Annotated in this window: 16 protein-coding genes; 6 read left to right on the forward strand and 10 right to left on the reverse strand. The window is 66.8% G+C overall.

The annotated features are described in order from the left end of the window. Together CAG29_RS06745 and fabI are read left to right on the forward strand one after the other, a co-directional pair. Positions 1–1611: an ABC transporter ATP-binding protein gene (locus CAG29_RS06745; RefSeq protein WP_085583546.1), complete on the forward strand. Its 1611-nt coding sequence runs from the start codon at positions 1–3 to the stop codon at positions 1609–1611. A gap of 19 nt (positions 1612–1630) precedes the next feature. Continuing rightward, positions 1631–2425, forward strand: a complete 795-nt coding sequence (gene fabI, locus CAG29_RS06750; protein WP_085583544.1) for an enoyl-ACP reductase FabI — start codon at positions 1631–1633, stop codon at positions 2423–2425. 429 nt (positions 2426–2854) lie between these two features. On the opposite strand, the gene CAG29_RS06755 is transcribed toward fabI, so the two are convergent. The 6 genes from CAG29_RS06755 to CAG29_RS06780 form a co-directional block, all read right to left on the reverse strand. Beyond that, positions 2855–3820, reverse strand: coding sequence for a diguanylate cyclase (locus tag CAG29_RS06755; RefSeq protein ID WP_085639824.1), 966 nt, complete (start codon positions 3818–3820; stop codon positions 2855–2857). Positions 3821–3860: 40 nt separating this feature from the next. Further along, positions 3861–4439 (reverse strand): hypothetical protein, encoded by a 579-nt coding sequence (locus CAG29_RS06760; RefSeq protein ID WP_085583540.1) that lies wholly within the window; start codon positions 4437–4439, stop codon positions 3861–3863. A gap of 1 nt (position 4440) precedes the next feature. Further along, the gene (locus CAG29_RS06765) at positions 4441–6603 is read right to left on the reverse strand and encodes a xanthine dehydrogenase family protein molybdopterin-binding subunit (protein WP_085694033.1); all 2163 of its coding nucleotides are present in this window, start codon (positions 6601–6603) and stop codon (positions 4441–4443) included. Between the two features lie 22 nt (positions 6604–6625). Next, the gene (locus CAG29_RS06770) at positions 6626–7081 is read right to left on the reverse strand and encodes a (2Fe-2S)-binding protein (protein WP_085583535.1); all 456 of its coding nucleotides are present in this window, start codon (positions 7079–7081) and stop codon (positions 6626–6628) included. Between the two features lie 137 nt (positions 7082–7218). After that, entirely contained in the window at positions 7219–7902 is a 684-nt protein-coding gene (locus CAG29_RS06775) for a type 1 glutamine amidotransferase domain-containing protein (protein ID WP_085694279.1), read from the reverse strand. A gap of 5 nt (positions 7903–7907) precedes the next feature. Continuing rightward, entirely contained in the window at positions 7908–8831 is a 924-nt protein-coding gene (locus CAG29_RS06780; protein ID WP_085632657.1) for an acetoacetate decarboxylase family protein, read from the reverse strand. A gap of 227 nt (positions 8832–9058) precedes the next feature. On the opposite strand from CAG29_RS06780, the gene CAG29_RS06785 reads away from it, so the two are divergent. Further along, positions 9059–9889 (forward strand): alpha/beta fold hydrolase, encoded by an 831-nt coding sequence (locus tag CAG29_RS06785; protein ID WP_085632655.1) that lies wholly within the window; start codon positions 9059–9061, stop codon positions 9887–9889. Positions 9890–9925: 36 nt separating this feature from the next. On the opposite strand, the gene CAG29_RS06790 is transcribed toward CAG29_RS06785, so the two are convergent. Beyond that, a complete protein-coding gene (locus CAG29_RS06790; RefSeq protein ID WP_085694035.1) occupies positions 9926–10318 on the reverse strand; it encodes a GFA family protein in 393 nt (130 codons plus the stop codon). 106 nt (positions 10319–10424) lie between these two features. Between CAG29_RS06790 and CAG29_RS06795 the strand changes: the two genes are divergently transcribed. Both CAG29_RS06795 and CAG29_RS06800 read left to right on the forward strand, forming a co-directional pair. After that, positions 10425–11573 carry a GGDEF domain-containing protein gene (locus CAG29_RS06795; RefSeq protein ID WP_085694037.1) on the forward strand — a complete coding sequence of 383 codons (1149 nt, stop codon included), beginning with the start codon at positions 10425–10427 and terminating at the stop codon, positions 11571–11573. A 52-nt stretch (positions 11574–11625) separates the two neighbouring features. Further along, positions 11626–12297, forward strand: coding sequence for a bifunctional 2-polyprenyl-6-hydroxyphenol methylase/3-demethylubiquinol 3-O-methyltransferase UbiG (locus CAG29_RS06800; RefSeq protein ID WP_085632649.1), 672 nt, complete (start codon positions 11626–11628; stop codon positions 12295–12297). Here CAG29_RS06800 and CAG29_RS06805 read toward each other — a convergent pair. The 3 genes from CAG29_RS06805 to CAG29_RS06815 are packed head-to-tail and all read right to left on the reverse strand — an operon-like array spanning position 12294 to position 14110. Then, the gene (locus CAG29_RS06805) at positions 12294–12677 is read right to left on the reverse strand and encodes a glyoxalase/bleomycin resistance/extradiol dioxygenase family protein (RefSeq protein ID WP_256575731.1); all 384 of its coding nucleotides are present in this window, start codon (positions 12675–12677) and stop codon (positions 12294–12296) included. The genes CAG29_RS06800 and CAG29_RS06805 overlap by 4 nt on opposite strands. 28 nt (positions 12678–12705) lie before the next feature. Beyond that, a complete protein-coding gene (locus tag CAG29_RS06810) occupies positions 12706–13860 on the reverse strand; it encodes an NnrS family protein (RefSeq protein WP_085656558.1) in 1155 nt (384 codons plus the stop codon). Continuing rightward, positions 13853–14110: a transmembrane sensor/regulator PpyR gene (locus CAG29_RS06815; protein WP_085583521.1), complete on the reverse strand. Its 258-nt coding sequence runs from the start codon at positions 14108–14110 to the stop codon at positions 13853–13855. Before CAG29_RS06815 ends, CAG29_RS06810 begins: the two co-directional genes overlap by 8 nt. 252 nt (positions 14111–14362) lie before the next feature. Between CAG29_RS06815 and CAG29_RS06820 the strand changes: the two genes are divergently transcribed. Then, positions 14363–14866, forward strand: coding sequence for a VOC family protein (locus CAG29_RS06820; RefSeq protein WP_085632643.1), 504 nt, complete (start codon positions 14363–14365; stop codon positions 14864–14866). Positions 14867–14901 lie beyond the last annotated feature (35 nt).

Consider the following 14901-nt stretch of genomic DNA (forward strand, 5'->3'; position numbering starts at 1 on the left):
ATGAATCAGGACAATCTGATCGAAGTGCGCGACCTCGCCGTCGAGTTCGGCCTGGGCGACCGCATCCAGCGGGTGGTGGAGGGCGTGAGCTTCGACATCAAGCGCGGCGAGACCCTGGCCCTGGTCGGCGAAAGCGGCTCCGGCAAGTCGGTGACGGCGCACTCGATCCTGCGCCTGCTGCCCTACCCGCTCGCCCGCCATCCCGCCGGCAGCATCAACTACGCCGGGCAGAACCTGCTGGATCTGAAGGAAAAGACCATCCGCCACATCCGCGGCAACCGCATCGCGATGATCTTCCAGGAGCCGATGACCTCGCTCAACCCGCTGCACTCCATCGAGAAGCAGATCAACGAGGTGCTGGGCATCCACAAGGGCCTGACCGGCAAGGTCGCCACCCGGCGCACCCTGGAGCTGCTGGAGATGGTCGGCATCCCCGAACCCGCCAAGCGGCTCAAGGCCCTGCCCCACGAACTCTCCGGCGGCCAGCGCCAGCGGGTGATGATCGCCATGGCCCTGGCCAACGAGCCGGAGCTGCTGATCGCCGATGAGCCGACCACCGCGCTGGACGTGACCGTGCAGCTGAAAATCCTCGATCTGCTCAAGGAACTGCAGGCCCGGCTGGGCATGGCGCTGCTGCTGATCAGCCACGATTTGAACCTGGTGCGAAGAATTGCGCACCGCGTATGTGTCATGCAGCGCGGTTGCATCGTCGAACAGGCATCGTGCGCCGAGTTGTTCCGTTCTCCGCAGCATCCGTACACTCGGGAGCTGCTGGCGGCGGAGCCCAGCGGAGGCCCGGCGGGCAACAAGGCCGGGGCGCCGCTGCTGGAGGTCGAGGATCTGAAGGTCTGGTTCCCGATCAAGAAAGGCCTGTTCAAGCGCACGGTGGACCACGTCAAGGCCGTGGACGGCATCCGCTTCAGCCTGCCTCAGGGGCAGACGTTGGGGATCGTGGGCGAAAGCGGTTCCGGCAAGTCGACGCTGGGTCTGGCGATCCTGCGGCTGATCGGCAGCCGCGGCGGCATCCGTTTCGAGGGCAAGCAGCTAGACTGCCTGACGCAGAACGAAGTCCGCCCGCTGCGCCGGGAGATGCAGGTGGTGTTCCAGGATCCGTTCGGCAGCCTGAGCCCGCGCATGTGCGTGAGCCAGATCGTCGGCGAAGGCCTGCGGATCCACGGGATCGGCACCGAAGCGGAGCAAGAGGCGGCGATCATCGCCGCGTTGAAGGAGGTAGGCCTGGATCCGGAGACCCGGCACCGCTACCCCCATGAATTTTCCGGTGGGCAACGGCAGCGTATCGCCATTGCCCGGGCCCTGGTGCTCAAGCCGGCGCTGATCCTGCTGGACGAGCCCACTTCGGCGCTCGACCGGACGGTGCAGCGGCAAGTGGTGGAGCTGTTGCGTTCACTGCAAGCCAAGTACAACCTGACGTATTTGTTCATCAGCCATGACCTGGCTGTCGTCAAAGCGCTGAGCCACCAGTTGATGGTGGTCAAGCATGGCCAAGTGGTCGAACAGGGGGACGCGCAAGACATCTTTGCCGCCCCCCGACATCCGTATACACAGCAGTTGCTGGAAGCCGCTTTTTTGGCGCCAGCCTCTGCGCAATAACCTGAAAGAGGAGCAACACATGGGTTTTCTCGCCGGTAAGCGCGTACTGATCGTCGGTGTCGCCAGCAAGCTGTCCATCGCATCCGGCATCGCTGCCGCCATGCATCGCGAGGGCGCTGAGCTTGCCTTCACTTATCAGAACGACAAATTGAAAGGTCGTGTCGAAGAGTTCGCCGCAGGCTGGGGTTCGAGCGCGGATCTGTGCTTCCCTTGTGACGTGGCCAGCGACGAAGAGATCGCCAAGGTCTTCGAGGAGCTGAGCAAGAAGTGGGACGGCCTGGACTGCATCGTGCACTCCGTCGGCTTCGCCCCGGGCGACCAACTGGACGGCGACTTCACCGAAGCCACCACCCGCGAAGGTTTCCGCATCGCCCACGACATCAGCGCCTACAGCTTCGTGGCCCTGGCCAAGGCCGGCCGCGAGATGATGAAAGGCCGCAACGGCAGCCTGCTGACCCTGTCCTACCTGGGCGCCGAGCGCACCATGCCGAACTACAACGTGATGGGCATGGCCAAGGCTTCGCTGGAAGCCGGCGTGCGTTACCTGGCCGGCTCCCTGGGCCCGGACGGCACCCGCGTCAACTGCGTATCGGCCGGCCCGATCCGCACCCTGGCCGCTTCCGGCATCAAGAACTTCCGCAAGATGCTGGCCGCCAACGAAGCGCAGACCCCGCTGCGCCGCAACGTCACCATCGAAGAAGTCGGCAACGCCGGCGCCTTCCTGTGCTCCGACCTGGCGTCGGGCATCAGCGGTGAAATCATGTACGTGGACGGCGGCTTCAACACCACCGCCATGGGCAACATCGAAGAGTGATCTTCGGTTAGCCGACGAAAAACCCGCCATCCGGCGGGTTTTTTGTGCCTGCGGATCCTGCATTCCCCGGGGTCCCCGTGGGAATGCAGCATCTGCATGCGATGGCGGCGTGTCAGGCATGAAGGTATCAACTGTCCCGGCCTCATCGCCAGCAGGCTGGCTCCCACAGTGGATCCCACCTGCCCGCAGGATCTCTGCACACCGCTGAACCCTATGGGAGCTTGCCTGCAAGCGATGAGGCCAGCACTGCCGACATCTCTGCTGCCTGACCCACCGCCATCGCGGGCAAGCCCGCTCCCACAGGAACCGCAGGTGTCTGCAAGATGGGTTGCACACCACCGAACCCTGTGGGAACCAGCATGCTGGCGATGGGGCCGGCACTGCTGACATCTCTGTTGCCTGACCCACCGCCATCGCGAGCCCCTGCGGTCAGCGGCGCTTCAGCGCCTGTTTGTGCGCATACATCGCCCCGTCGGCGTCGGCCAGCAGCCGATCCACCGTGTCGTGCCGCTGCGGGTCGTATTCGATCTGGCCGACGCTGAAGCGGATGTCGTAGCCGCGTTGCAGGGTGGCGTTGCGCTCGTCGAGGATGTCCTTGAGCCGAGCCATGATCGACGTGGTCTCGACATGGCTGGAGCCGGTCAGCAGCGCCACGAACTCGTCGCCGCCGAGCCGGCCCACCACGTCGCTCTCCCGGAAGGCGATGCGCAGCACGTCGGCGAAAGTCTTGAGGGCGCTGTCGCCCTCGGCGTGGCCGAACAGGTCGTTGATCTGCTTGAAGTCGTTGAGGTCGAAGAACAGCAGCGTCGCCGGTTTGCCGAGCCGGACGCAGGCGTCCAGGCCATGCTGCGCCAAGGCCTTGAAGCCCCGGCGGTTGGACAGCAGCGTCAGCTCGTCCAGGGTCGCCATCTGCACCGCCATCAGCTCCTGCTCGGCCATCCGGGCGAGATCGCGCAGCAGTTCGCGCTCTTCGTCGTCGAGCCGGCGGGGTTTGGTGTCGATCAGGCACAGCGTGCCCAGCTTGCTGCCGTCACCGACCGTCAGCGGGCAACCGGCATAGAAGCGGATGCCGGGATTGCCGGTGACCAGCGGGTTGTCGTGGAAGCGCTCGTCCTGCGCCGCATCGTCGACCTGCAGGATCTGATCGCCCAGGATCGCATGGCCGCAGAACGACACGTCACGCCCGGTCTCCGTGGCGTCGAGCCCCACGCACGACTTGAACCACTGGCGCTCGGCATCCACCAGGCTGACCAGCGCGATCGGCACGTTGAACACCCGCCGCGCCAGGCGGGTGAGGCGGTCGAAGCGTTCCTCAGGCAAGGTGTCGAGGACATTGAGCCCGTGCAGCGTCGCTACGCGGGCCTGCTCATTGACGGGTTTTCCGGGGGGCAACATCGCTCACTCCATTGAGGGGTCTGCCCCTGAGCGTAGACCATCAGCCGCCCGTCACCGGACACGGCCCGCCGGCACCGGCCCACAGCTTGAACTGTTCGACGAAAATATCGTGCGGCACCGGCACGGGTTGGCGCCCGGCGCCGGGGTTCCAGCCCCAGAGCACCAGCTTGTCTTCGCTGACATGCTTGATCAGCGCCGCGAAGTCGCGGTCGCCGTTGCTGGCGCGGTCCTTGATCATGGCGCACAGCCTGTCCGGCGGCAGGCCGATCCAGGCCATCTTGTGCGCGGCCGGCGGCAGGCTCCAGTGCGGCGCCCCCGGGGGCGCATGGGGGCCGTAGCTGGCCGGCGGATTGCTTTCGGCGTGGCAGGTGGCGCAGGGCAGCCCGGCGGCGCCCTTGCCGTCCAGCCCGCGCACCACGTTCATCGCATGGGGCGTGCCGGCGTCGAACTGCAACGGCGAATCGCCGGGAATGTGGCAGTTCTGGCAGCGCGGGCTCTGGAACACCTTCTGCACCGTGCCGAACGCCTTCAAGGCTTCCTGATCGTCGGCGAACAGATCCGAGGCGTAGCCGCCCAGACCGATCAGAATCACCGTGCCCAACAGCAGATGGCGTCTCATCTCACACCCCCGACAGTTGCAGCGGCAGTTCCCGCAGGCGTTGCCCGGTCAGGGCGTACAGCGCGTTGGCCACCGCCGGCGCGGTGGGCGGCACCCCTGCCTCGCCGATGCCGCCGGGCTTGTCGGTGCTGGGCACGATGTGCACCTCGACCGTCGGCATCTCGTTCAGGCGCAGCACCTGATAGTCGTGATAGTTGGACTGCACCACCCGCCCGTCCTTGACGGTCAGTTTGCTGTGCAGCGCCATGCCCAGGCCGAAGGTGATGCACGACTCCATCTGCGCGGCGATGCTCTGCGGGTTGACCGCAATCCCGCAGTCCACCGCGCACACCACCCGGTGCACGCGGATCGCCAGGTTGTCCTGGGACACCTCGGCCACCTGCGCCACATAACTGCCGAACGACTCGTGCACCGCCACCCCGAGGGCGTGGCCGTCGGGCAGCGGCGCCTTCCAGCCTGCCTTCTCCACCGCCAGGTTGAGCACCCCGAGGTGGCGCGGATGGGCCTTGAGCAAGGTGCGCCGGTACTCCACCGGATCCTTGCCCGCCGCTGCGGCCAGCTCGTCGATCAGCGACTCCATGACGAACGCGGTGTGGGTGTGCCCCACCGAGCGCAGCCACAGCACGTTGATGCCGGTCTGCGGCGAATGCAGTTCGACCTGCCGGTGCGCCAGTTCCTTGAGGTAAGGGCTGTCGGCCACGCCTTCGACCGAGGTCGGGTCGATGCCGTTCTTGACCATGGTCGCTTCCAGCAAGGTGCCGGTCATGATCGACTGCCCGACCAGCACATGCTGCCAGGCCTGCGGCAGGCCGTCGGCGCCGAGCCCGACCCGGGCCTGGTGCAGGAACATCGAGCGGTAGTAGCCGCCGCGGATGTCGTCCTCCCGCGACCACACGGTCTTCACCGGCATGGCCGCCGCCTTCGCCACCTGCACCGCTTCGGCGACGAAGTCAGACGTCGGGTTGGCCCGCCGGCCGAAGCCGCCGCCGAGGAACTCGGTGTGGATCTCGACCTGCTCAGGCTTCAGCCCGGTGATCTTGCCGGCGATCATCTGATCCAAAGTCTGGAACTGGGTGCCGGTCCAGATCTCGCACTTGTCGGCGCTGATCTTCACCGTGCAGTTGAGCGGCTCCATCGGCGCGTGGGCCAGGTACGGCACGCTGTATTCGACCTCGATCTTCTTCGCGGCCTTGGCGAAGTTGCCCTTGGCGTCCCCGGCCTGGCTGGCGGAGATGCCCGGGGTGGCCGCCAGTTTGCGGAAGCTGTCCAGCAGCTTCTCGCTGCTCAGGTCCGCGTGGGGGCCCGGATCCCAATCGACCTTCAGCGCATCTCGGCCCAACTTGGCCGCCCAGTAGTGCTCGGCGATCACCGCCACCCCGCTGGGCACCTGCACCACCTTGTGCACGCCGGGCACCGCCAGCGCCTCGGCGCCTTCGAAGGATTTGACGGTGGCGCCGAACACCGGCGCCCGGGCGACCATCGCGGTCATCAGCCCGTCGAACTGCACGTCCATGCCGAACTTGGCGCGGCCGGTGATTTTCTCCGGGGTGTCGAGGCGCTTGGTGGGTTTGCCGATGACTTTCCAGTCCTTGGCCTGCTTGAACACGATGGTTTTCGGATCCGGCGCCGGCAGTTGTCCGGCGGCGTCCGCCAGTTCGCCGTAGGTGGCGCGCTGGTCGCCGGCGATCACCACGCCGGACTCGGTGCGAATCGCCGAAGGCGCCACCCCGAAGCGCTTGGCCGCCGCCTCGACCAGCATCTGCCGCGCCGTGGCCCCGGCCAGGCGGTAGCGGTCGAACTCCATCCAGGTCGAGGTCGAACCGCCGGTGATCTGCATCCCGCCGAAGGCCGGCATGCCGTAGTCGGCCGCCGACGCCGGCGAATGCTCGACGCGGATCTTCGACCAGTCGGCGTCCAGCTCTTCGGCGATCAGCATGGTCAGGCCGGTCCAGATGCCCTGGCCCATTTCCGAATGGCCCAGCAGCACGGTGACGCTGTCGTCGGCGCCGATGCGCAGGAACGCGTTGGGCGCAAACACCTTGCCTTCATTGTCCGCCGCCCTGGCGAAACGATGCCCGCCGGGCACATTGAACGCCACCACCAGCCCGCCGCCCAGCACGGCGCTGCCCTTGAGAAATCCCCGACGGGATACGGAACCGTTCATCGCTCGCCTCCTTTGGCCGGACTCATCCGATGTCGGCCGCGCGTTTGACCGCCGCGCGGATTCTCGGATAGGTGCCGCAGCGGCAGATGTTGCCGGAGAGCGCCTGGTCGATGTCGCTGTCGGTGGGCTTGGGGATCTTCGCCAGCAGCGCGGCGGCGGACATGATCTGCCCGGACTGGCAGTAGCCGCACTGCACCACGTCCAGCTCGGCCCAGGCCCGCTGCACCGGGTGCGAGCCGTCGCTGGACAGGCCTTCGATGGTGAGGATTTTCTGGCCATGGGCCACGGCGGTGGCCGGCGTGATGCACGAGCGCATCGGCGCGCCGTCGACGTGGACGGTGCAAGCGCCGCACTGGGCCATGCCGCAGCCGAATTTGGTGCCGGTCAGGTGCGCGACGTCGCGCAGGACCCAGAGCAACGGCATGTCCGCCGGGACATCGAGCTCCTGATCCTTGCCGTTGATGTTCAAGGTCAGCATCGGGGACTTCCTCAGACTCACGGTGTTCTGAAGGGGGCGTCGCTGCGGCGGTCGATGCCTGCGCGCGCCTCGGTTATCCCTTTGAGCTAAGCGCAATTTGCCCCGACGGCCAGCCGCCGCGACCGCCGGTCATGCGTTCACAGCATCGCCGCCACCTGCTGCGCCGTGGCTTTGGCCGACTGAGGATTCTGCCCGGTGACCAGCCGGCCGTCGGTGACGACCTTGGAAGTGAACGGCAGCAGCGCCTTTTCGTAGCGCGCGCCGCGTGCCTTCATCTGCTGTTCCGAGTTGTACGGCACCTTGCCCGCAACGCCGGCCAGCACTTCCTCGAACCATGAATAACCGGTGACCTTACGCCCCGCCACCAGCAGGCTGCCGTCCGACAGCCGCGTGTTGAGCAGCCCGCAATAGCCGTGACAGACCGACGAGACGATGCCGCCCCGCTCGTAGATCTCCCGGGTCAGCCGCTGCAGGCCGGCGTCCTCGGGAAAGTCCCACATCACCGCGTGCCCGCCGGTGAAATAGATCGCATCGAATTCGGCCGTGTCGACCTGGTCAGGGCTGGCGGTTTCGGCCAGCAGCGCCATGCTCGCCGGATCGTTGAGCCAGGCGCTGGCCGAACGGTCGAGCAGCGGCCACTTCAGGGCGCGCGGCTCCAGGGGGCTGGCGCCGCCGAGCGGGCTGACCAGCCGCTGCTCGAAGCCCTTGGCGGCGAACACCTGCCAGGCGTGGGTCAGCTCACCCAGCCAAAGCCCGGTCGGCTCGGACGGGTCGGCATAGTGGGCGACGTTGGTGACGACATGGAGGATCCGGCGGGTCATTTCGATCACTCGCTCCGGTGGGTGGCGGTCTGGCCGAACGCGTTCAGCGGCACCGGCAGGTTCAGCACAATCTGCGCATCCTTGATCACGTCCAGGCGCAGGATCCGCGAAGCCCCCAGGCCGTCGAGCAACTGGCTCAGCGGGCCGCCGGTGCGCTCCAGCCGCACGTTTCGGGGGAACAGGCGTTGGGCAAAGGATAGTGTGTTGCTCTGCACCACGCTCTGGTGCCACAGGCCGTCGACCTGATGGATCATGGTGGCGGTGCCCATGCGCGACTGGGGCTGCACGTGGCTCAGCGGCGGCAGCGGCACCTTGAGCTGCAGGTCCGGCAAGCCCTTGGGCCCGGCGATGCGGGCGCTGACCTCGGCGCCGATGCTCACTTCGATGTCGGCGCGCCACTTGGGCAACTGATAGCCGTGAACGCCGCGCACACGGGCGATCTCGGTGTTCACCGGCAGCGCCAGCACATGGGCGGTGAAACTGCGCCGGCGCATGGCGTCCATCAGTTCCAGCGCGTGGGAGCCACGGGCCCCGGGACGGCGCACGACGACCGCCACCGACACTTCGTCATAGGGGTCGTTGTCGCACACCGAATAGGTGAAGAACGTCAGCGCCACCAGCCCGTAGCCGGGAAAGGCCCGCAGCGGTTCGAGCGGCGCCGGCAAGGTGGCGCGCAACCGGTCCAGGGGCGCCAGGAACAGCAGCTGGACGCTGCCGGTGCGGTAATAGAAGTTCGGCGCCCAGGTCGGTCCGACGCGGGAGGCCACCTGCTGCTTGGGAATGCGCCGGAAGAAGTCGATGTTGCCGGCCGCCTTGTCCCGGGCCACCTGATCGAGGTCGGGGTTCATCCGGAAGCGGTCGTAGTAGCCGCCCTCCAGCACCTCGACCGTGTGCGGCCCGAATTCGACCTCTGTAAAGCGCTTGCTCATGTTGGCTGACCTTTCTCGGTGAGTGGCCCGGCAGAGAGCCGGTGCGCCTCACTCTAAGATTCAACCGAACTTTAAGGTCAAGCCGATGGCGCCTGTCGTCCGTCATTCACGGGACTGATCGGCGAGGGGCCGCGACCGTTCGTAAATTCCTTGACCTTAAAGCCCGCTTCAATCCTAGAGTTGATAACGCTTGTCAACAAACCACCCTGTTTTGAGGAGTCGCGAACATGGGCTATGTCACCACGAAAGACGGCGTCGATATCTTCTACAAGGACTGGGGCCCCAAGGATGCCCCGGTGATCCACTTCCACCACGGCTGGCCGCTGAGCGCCGACGACTGGGACGCGCAGATGCTGTTCTTCCTCGCCCAAGGCTTTCGGGTGGTGGCCCACGACCGCCGCGGCCACGGGCGGTCGAGCCAGGTCTGGGACGGCCATGACATGGACCACTACGCCGACGACGTGGCGGCGGTGGTCAACCATCTGGGCACGCAGAAGGCCGTGCACGTCGGCCACTCCACCGGCGGCGGCGAGGTCATCCACTACATCGCGCGGCACGGCGAGGATCGGGTGGCCAAGGCCGCGATCATCAGCGCGGTGCCGCCGCTGATGGTCAAGACCGCCGCCAACCCCGGCGGCCTGCCCAAATCGGTGTTCGACGACCTGCAGGCGCAACTGGCCGCCAACCGTTCGCAGTTCTACCACGACGTGCCCGCCGGGCCGTTCTACGGCTACAACCGGCCCGGCGCCAAGCCGCTGGAGGCGGTGGTGCTGAACTGGTGGCGCCAGGGCATGATGGGCGGCGCCAAGGCCCATTACGACGGCATTGTGGCCTTCTCCCAGACCGACTTCACCGAAGACCTCAAGCGCGTGACGATCCCGGTGCTGGTGATGCACGGCGACGATGACCAGATCGTGCCCTACGAGAACTCGGGCGTGCTGTCGGCGAAATTGCTGAAGAACAGCACCCTGAAGATCTATCCGGGCTTCCCCCACGGGATGCCGACGACCCACGCCGAGACGATCAACGCCGACCTGCTGGCGTTCATCCGCAGTTGACGCAACGGCGGCCGGGGCCGGACGGCCCCGGTTCACCTACCCTTCCTCGCGCCCCGTCCCTTCGCGGTCGCGCGGGTAGTGCCTGGCCAGCGCGAACGCCGGCAGCCACGATTCGCGCCGCACCGTCCACAGCTCATAGGTCGGCTGCAGCTGGTCTGGCGCATCGAGCGAGCCCAGGTTCACTTCGATTTCGTCGCCCGAGCGGGAGAACACCGACGAGCCGCAGCGCGGGCAAAAGAATCGCCCGCCGTAGCTGCCGGGCTGGCCGGTGACCGTCACTGCGCCCTCGGGAAAGATCGCCGACGCATGGAACAGCGCGCCATGGAGCTTGCGGCAATCGAGGCAGTGACAGATGCCCACCCGGTAAGGCCGGCCCGTCGCTTCGATACGGACTTCGCCGCACAGACAACCGCCCGTGAACCGATCCATGCTGCACCTCCGCAAAATGGAATATCCGGTGAGTGAAAATAGCAGGCGCCGGGGCGAACGCTTACAATCGTGCGCCTTTTCACCTCCCACGCAGGCCCGCCCGTCCATGGCGCTCGACCCCCTCACGATGCTGACCATTTCCACCGCCCTGGCTGCGGCGGCGGCCCTTTACCTGGCGGTCGAATGGCGCAGCATCCGCGAAGCCTCGCTGCTGTGCTGGAGCGCGGGCTTCGCCACCATCACCGTGGGCTCGACCCTCGCCCTGCTGCGCAGCGGCGGCTATCTGCTGATCGGCATCTGGTTCGCCAACGGCTTGCTGGTGGTCGCCCACTGGCTGTTCCTGCTGGGGGTGGCGCGGTTCACCCGCCAGCGCCTGTCGGGGGGCTGGTACTTGATCGTCCCGGCCTGGCTCGGCCTGCTGTGGCTGCCGGATGACGCCTTGTGGTCGAAGGTCATGCTGATGAGCAATTCGCTGCTGGTGGCCCTGGTCACCCTGCGGGCGAGTTTCCTGCTGCGCCCCCACGGCAAGTCGCTGAGCATCGGCGCCGTGCAACTGCGCTATGTGCTGCTGATCCACGGGCTGTTCTATGTGGCCAAGGCCCTGACGGCGGTGGTGCCGGGCACGCTGATCGACCTCGCGGCCCTGCGCGGCGAGATCATCCAGATCTCCCTGGTCGAGGGCGCGATGGCGATCATACTGATCGCCCTGTCGATGACCGGCACCGAACGCCACCGCCGGGAAACCCAGATCGCGCGGCTGGCGGCGCAGGATCCGTTGACCGGTCTCTACAACCGCCGCGCCCTGGAAGTGCAGGCGCCGCGCCTGCTGGACGGCGTCTCCAGCGCCCGGCCCGGTGCGCTGCTGCTGATCGACATCGACCATTTCAAACTGGTCAACGACCTGTACGGCCACGTCGCCGGCGACCGTCTGCTGGTAACGCTCAGCGAGCTGATCCGCGCGGCGCTGCCCGAAGGCGCGCTGGCGGCGCGGTTGGGCGGGGACGAGTTCGTCATCCTGACGGGCGACGCGTCCCACGAGCGGATCATGGCGCTCGGCGGCACCCTGCGCGAACGGTTCCACGCCGCCGCCACGCAGGACTTCGCCACCCCGCAGGCCGTGACCCTGAGCATCGGCGCCAAGATATTCGAGCATCCGCCGGCCAGCCTGGCGGCGCTGATCGAGCAAGGCGACAGCGCGCTCTACGCCTCCAAACGCGGCGGCCGCAACAGCCTGCGGGTGGCCGATCACAACTAGCCTTTGGCCGATGGCCTATGCTTGCCGGCAGTCCACGATAGCGGAGCCCGCGATGCCCACCCCCGAAGCCGCCCTCCTGCACAGCTGGCACCAGAACGCTGCGGCCTGGATCTGCGCGGTGCGCAGCGGCGCCATCGAGAGCCGCCGCACCGTCACCGACCAGGCGATCCTGCTGGCGATCCTCGGCCGGCAGCCCGAACGTGTGCTCGACCTGGGCTGCGGCGAAGGCTGGCTGCTGCGGGCCTTGAGCGAAAGAGGGATCGAGACGGTGGGCGTGGACGGCGACGCTACGCTGGTGGAGGCCGCACGGGCGGCGGGCTCTGCGCCGGTGCATGTGGCCAGCTATGACGAACTGGCGGACGGCCGGGTGGACATCGGTCACGGGTACGACCTGATCTGCGCCAACTTCTCCCTGCTGCACCAGGACATCATCCCGCTGCTCGCCGCCCTGAACGCCCTGCTCGCCCCCGGCGGCGCGCTGGTGATCCAGACGCTGCACCCTTGGGCCGCAGCGGCGGGCGATTATCAGGACGGCTGGCGCGAAGAGTCGTTCGCCGGGTTCAAGGGGCACTGGCAACCGATGCCGTGGTACATGCGCACCCTGTCGAGCTGGACCTGCGCACTGGACATGGCCGGTTGGCGGCTGGCCGAACTGCGCGAACCCCAGCACCCGCAAAGTCCGCTACCGCAGTCATTGCTGCTGGTGGCCGAGCAGAAGGGCTAGCCCTGGGCCTGGGAAAACCCCAGGTGGTAGCCGTTGCAATCGCGCACGCCGAACTCCCGGGAGCCGTAAGGCATGTCCTGCAACGGCCAGGCGATGGTCGCCCGCTCCTTAACCGCATCGTAGTAGCGGTCCACCTGCTCGATCACCAGGTAAAAGGTGGCTGAACAGGCTGCCGGGCCGCCCCAGGGGTTCTCCTGGGTGAACACGAGGCTGCAGTCCCCCAGCCGGACGGTGAGCGTCGACTCCGCCGAGCCGGCGACGGTGAACCCGAGGACGTCGCGGTAGTGGCGTTCGGTCTCGGCCAGGTCATTGCAGTACAAAAGCGCGGTCAGCGGCATGTCGCCTCCGGAACGGTGGATGAACAGTGGCGCGATAGTCATCCATTGCCCGCCGCTTTGGCAACGGGCGCTACAGCCTCGGCCTGAACAGAATCCCGGTATAGCGCAGCAGGAACAAGCCGAAGGCGGCGCACCAGAGCAACACCGACAAGCCCAGGCCCAGGCTGGAGAACGGCACGACCCACACCCGGCAGGCCGCCGCGGCCAGCACCAGCGCAAACCCGGACACCATGCCTTTGGGCGGTTGCAACAGACGCCCGGTGTGCCCGAGGCAGACCCTGGCGATCATCGCCAGAATCAGCCCGCCCACCCCGCCGACCGCCAACGCATGGGTGGCCAGGCTCTGCTGCCCGATCAGCTCCAGGTGCCACAGCGCCATGGCCAGGGTCGCCAGCGCCATCCAGCCATAGGCCAGGTACAGCGACCACAGCAGCGGCACGCGCCACAGTCCGCGGTCATGCCAGCGGATCAGGCGCCACACCTGCAAACCGCCGACAAGGACGAACAGCGCCGCCAGCCACAGGCTCGGCGAATCGTTGAGGCCGGCGGCGAAGGTCACGGCGATCAGCAGGCTGGCGGGCAGCAACAGCCGCGTCGGCCATGCACCGGCCGGCGGCGCGGGCGGCCGGTTCAAGCCGCGCTGGATGAAGAACGGCAGCACCCGCCCGCCGATCACGGTCATCAGCGCCGCGATCAGCCACAGCGCGGCCAGCACGCCCTGACGTTGCAGACCGGCGTCATCCAAGTGAAGGCCGGACAGGGTCAGCGCCTGACAGCCCGCCATCAACGCCAGCACCAGCACGATCGGGTAGTTGTCCCGCTTGCGCGCAGCGATCAGATCCCGTCCCAGCAGCCCCGCCAGCAAGGGCAGAAATGCCCCTTGCACCAGCAGCACCGCACCGGCGGGCAATGGCACCCACCACGCCAGACGCCCCGCCAGCCAGACCGACACCAGCGCGATCAGCGGCCATCCGCGCAGGGGCGCAATGCCCGTCCAGTTCGGCACCGCCGTCAGCAAAAAGCCGCCGACGATCGCCGCTGCGAACCCGAACGGCATCTCATGGCGGTGCCAGGCCAGCATGCCGCCCGCCGGTTGCAGGGCAAGCCAATGGCCGTGCAGCCACAGACCCCAGACCATCACCGCCAGCACGGCAAACCCGGCCCCGGCGAGAAACAGCGGCCGAAAGCCGACACTGAACAGCGGCGCATCGGACAGGTTACGCATGGCAAGCCTCCGCTGGCGCATGCACAAGCCCCAAGCGACGCTCCGAGACCAGCCGCATCACGTAGCCGATCTTGAGCAGGGTCGGCCCGATGACGGTCAAGGCATGCATCGTCACCAGCAACCCGAGCGGCAAGTGCCCTTGATGCAGATAGGCCCCGTAAAGGCCGACCGACAGCAAGGCCAGGCCGGCGACAAGCACGCGGCTCGACAGGCGCAGGACGTTCAGCGGACTTTCGAAGAAAGCGAGCATTTTTCGTATCCTCGTGCGGCTGGATGTGTGCCTGGAACGTTACAACTCCCGTGCCAGTTTCAAGGCCCCGCCAAATCAGGGCCTTGGCAGCGGCCGAGTCGATATGACTCCAATCCAACATGGTCATTAGGACTACCAGTAGAGTCATAACGACCAAACCATGACCTTGCGACCGATCTGCGGCATCCCGCACGTCCCCCGGACTGACTACGCTGTTAATCCAGCGTGTCTAACCTGCCGAGGACAACCGCCATGCAACGTTTCCAGAAACTCACGCCTTGCCTGTGGTTCGACGACCAGGCCGAAGCGGCGGCGAAGTTTTACTGCTCGATCTTCGATCACTCGAAAATCACCGCCGTCACCCACTACGGCAAGGCCGGCCAGGAATTCCACAAGCGCCCGGAAGGCTCGGTGATGACCGTCAGCTTCGAACTCGACGGCCAAAGCTTCACCGGCCTCAACGGCGGGCCGGTGTTCACGTTCAACGAGGCGGTGTCGTTCCAGGTCAATTGCCAGACCCAGGACGAGATCGACCACTTCTGGGGCAACCTGTCTTCCGGGGGACCTTCGCAGGCGCAGCAGTGCGGCTGGCTCAAGGACAAGTTCGGGGTGTCGTGGCAGATCGTGCCGGTGGCGTTCATGCACATGATGCAAGACCCCGACACGGCCAAGACCCAACGGGCGATGCAGGCCATGCTCGGGATGAAAAAGCTCGACATCGCTGAACTTGAGCGGGCATTCGCCGGCCAGAGCTAATACACTCCAGCCCTGGCCTGCCGGGATCCACGACG

The sequence above is a fragment of the Pseudomonas sp. B7(2017) genome (assembly GCF_002112745.1).
In the GTDB taxonomy this organism is placed as follows: domain Bacteria; phylum Pseudomonadota; class Gammaproteobacteria; order Pseudomonadales; family Pseudomonadaceae; genus Aquipseudomonas; species Aquipseudomonas ekonensis.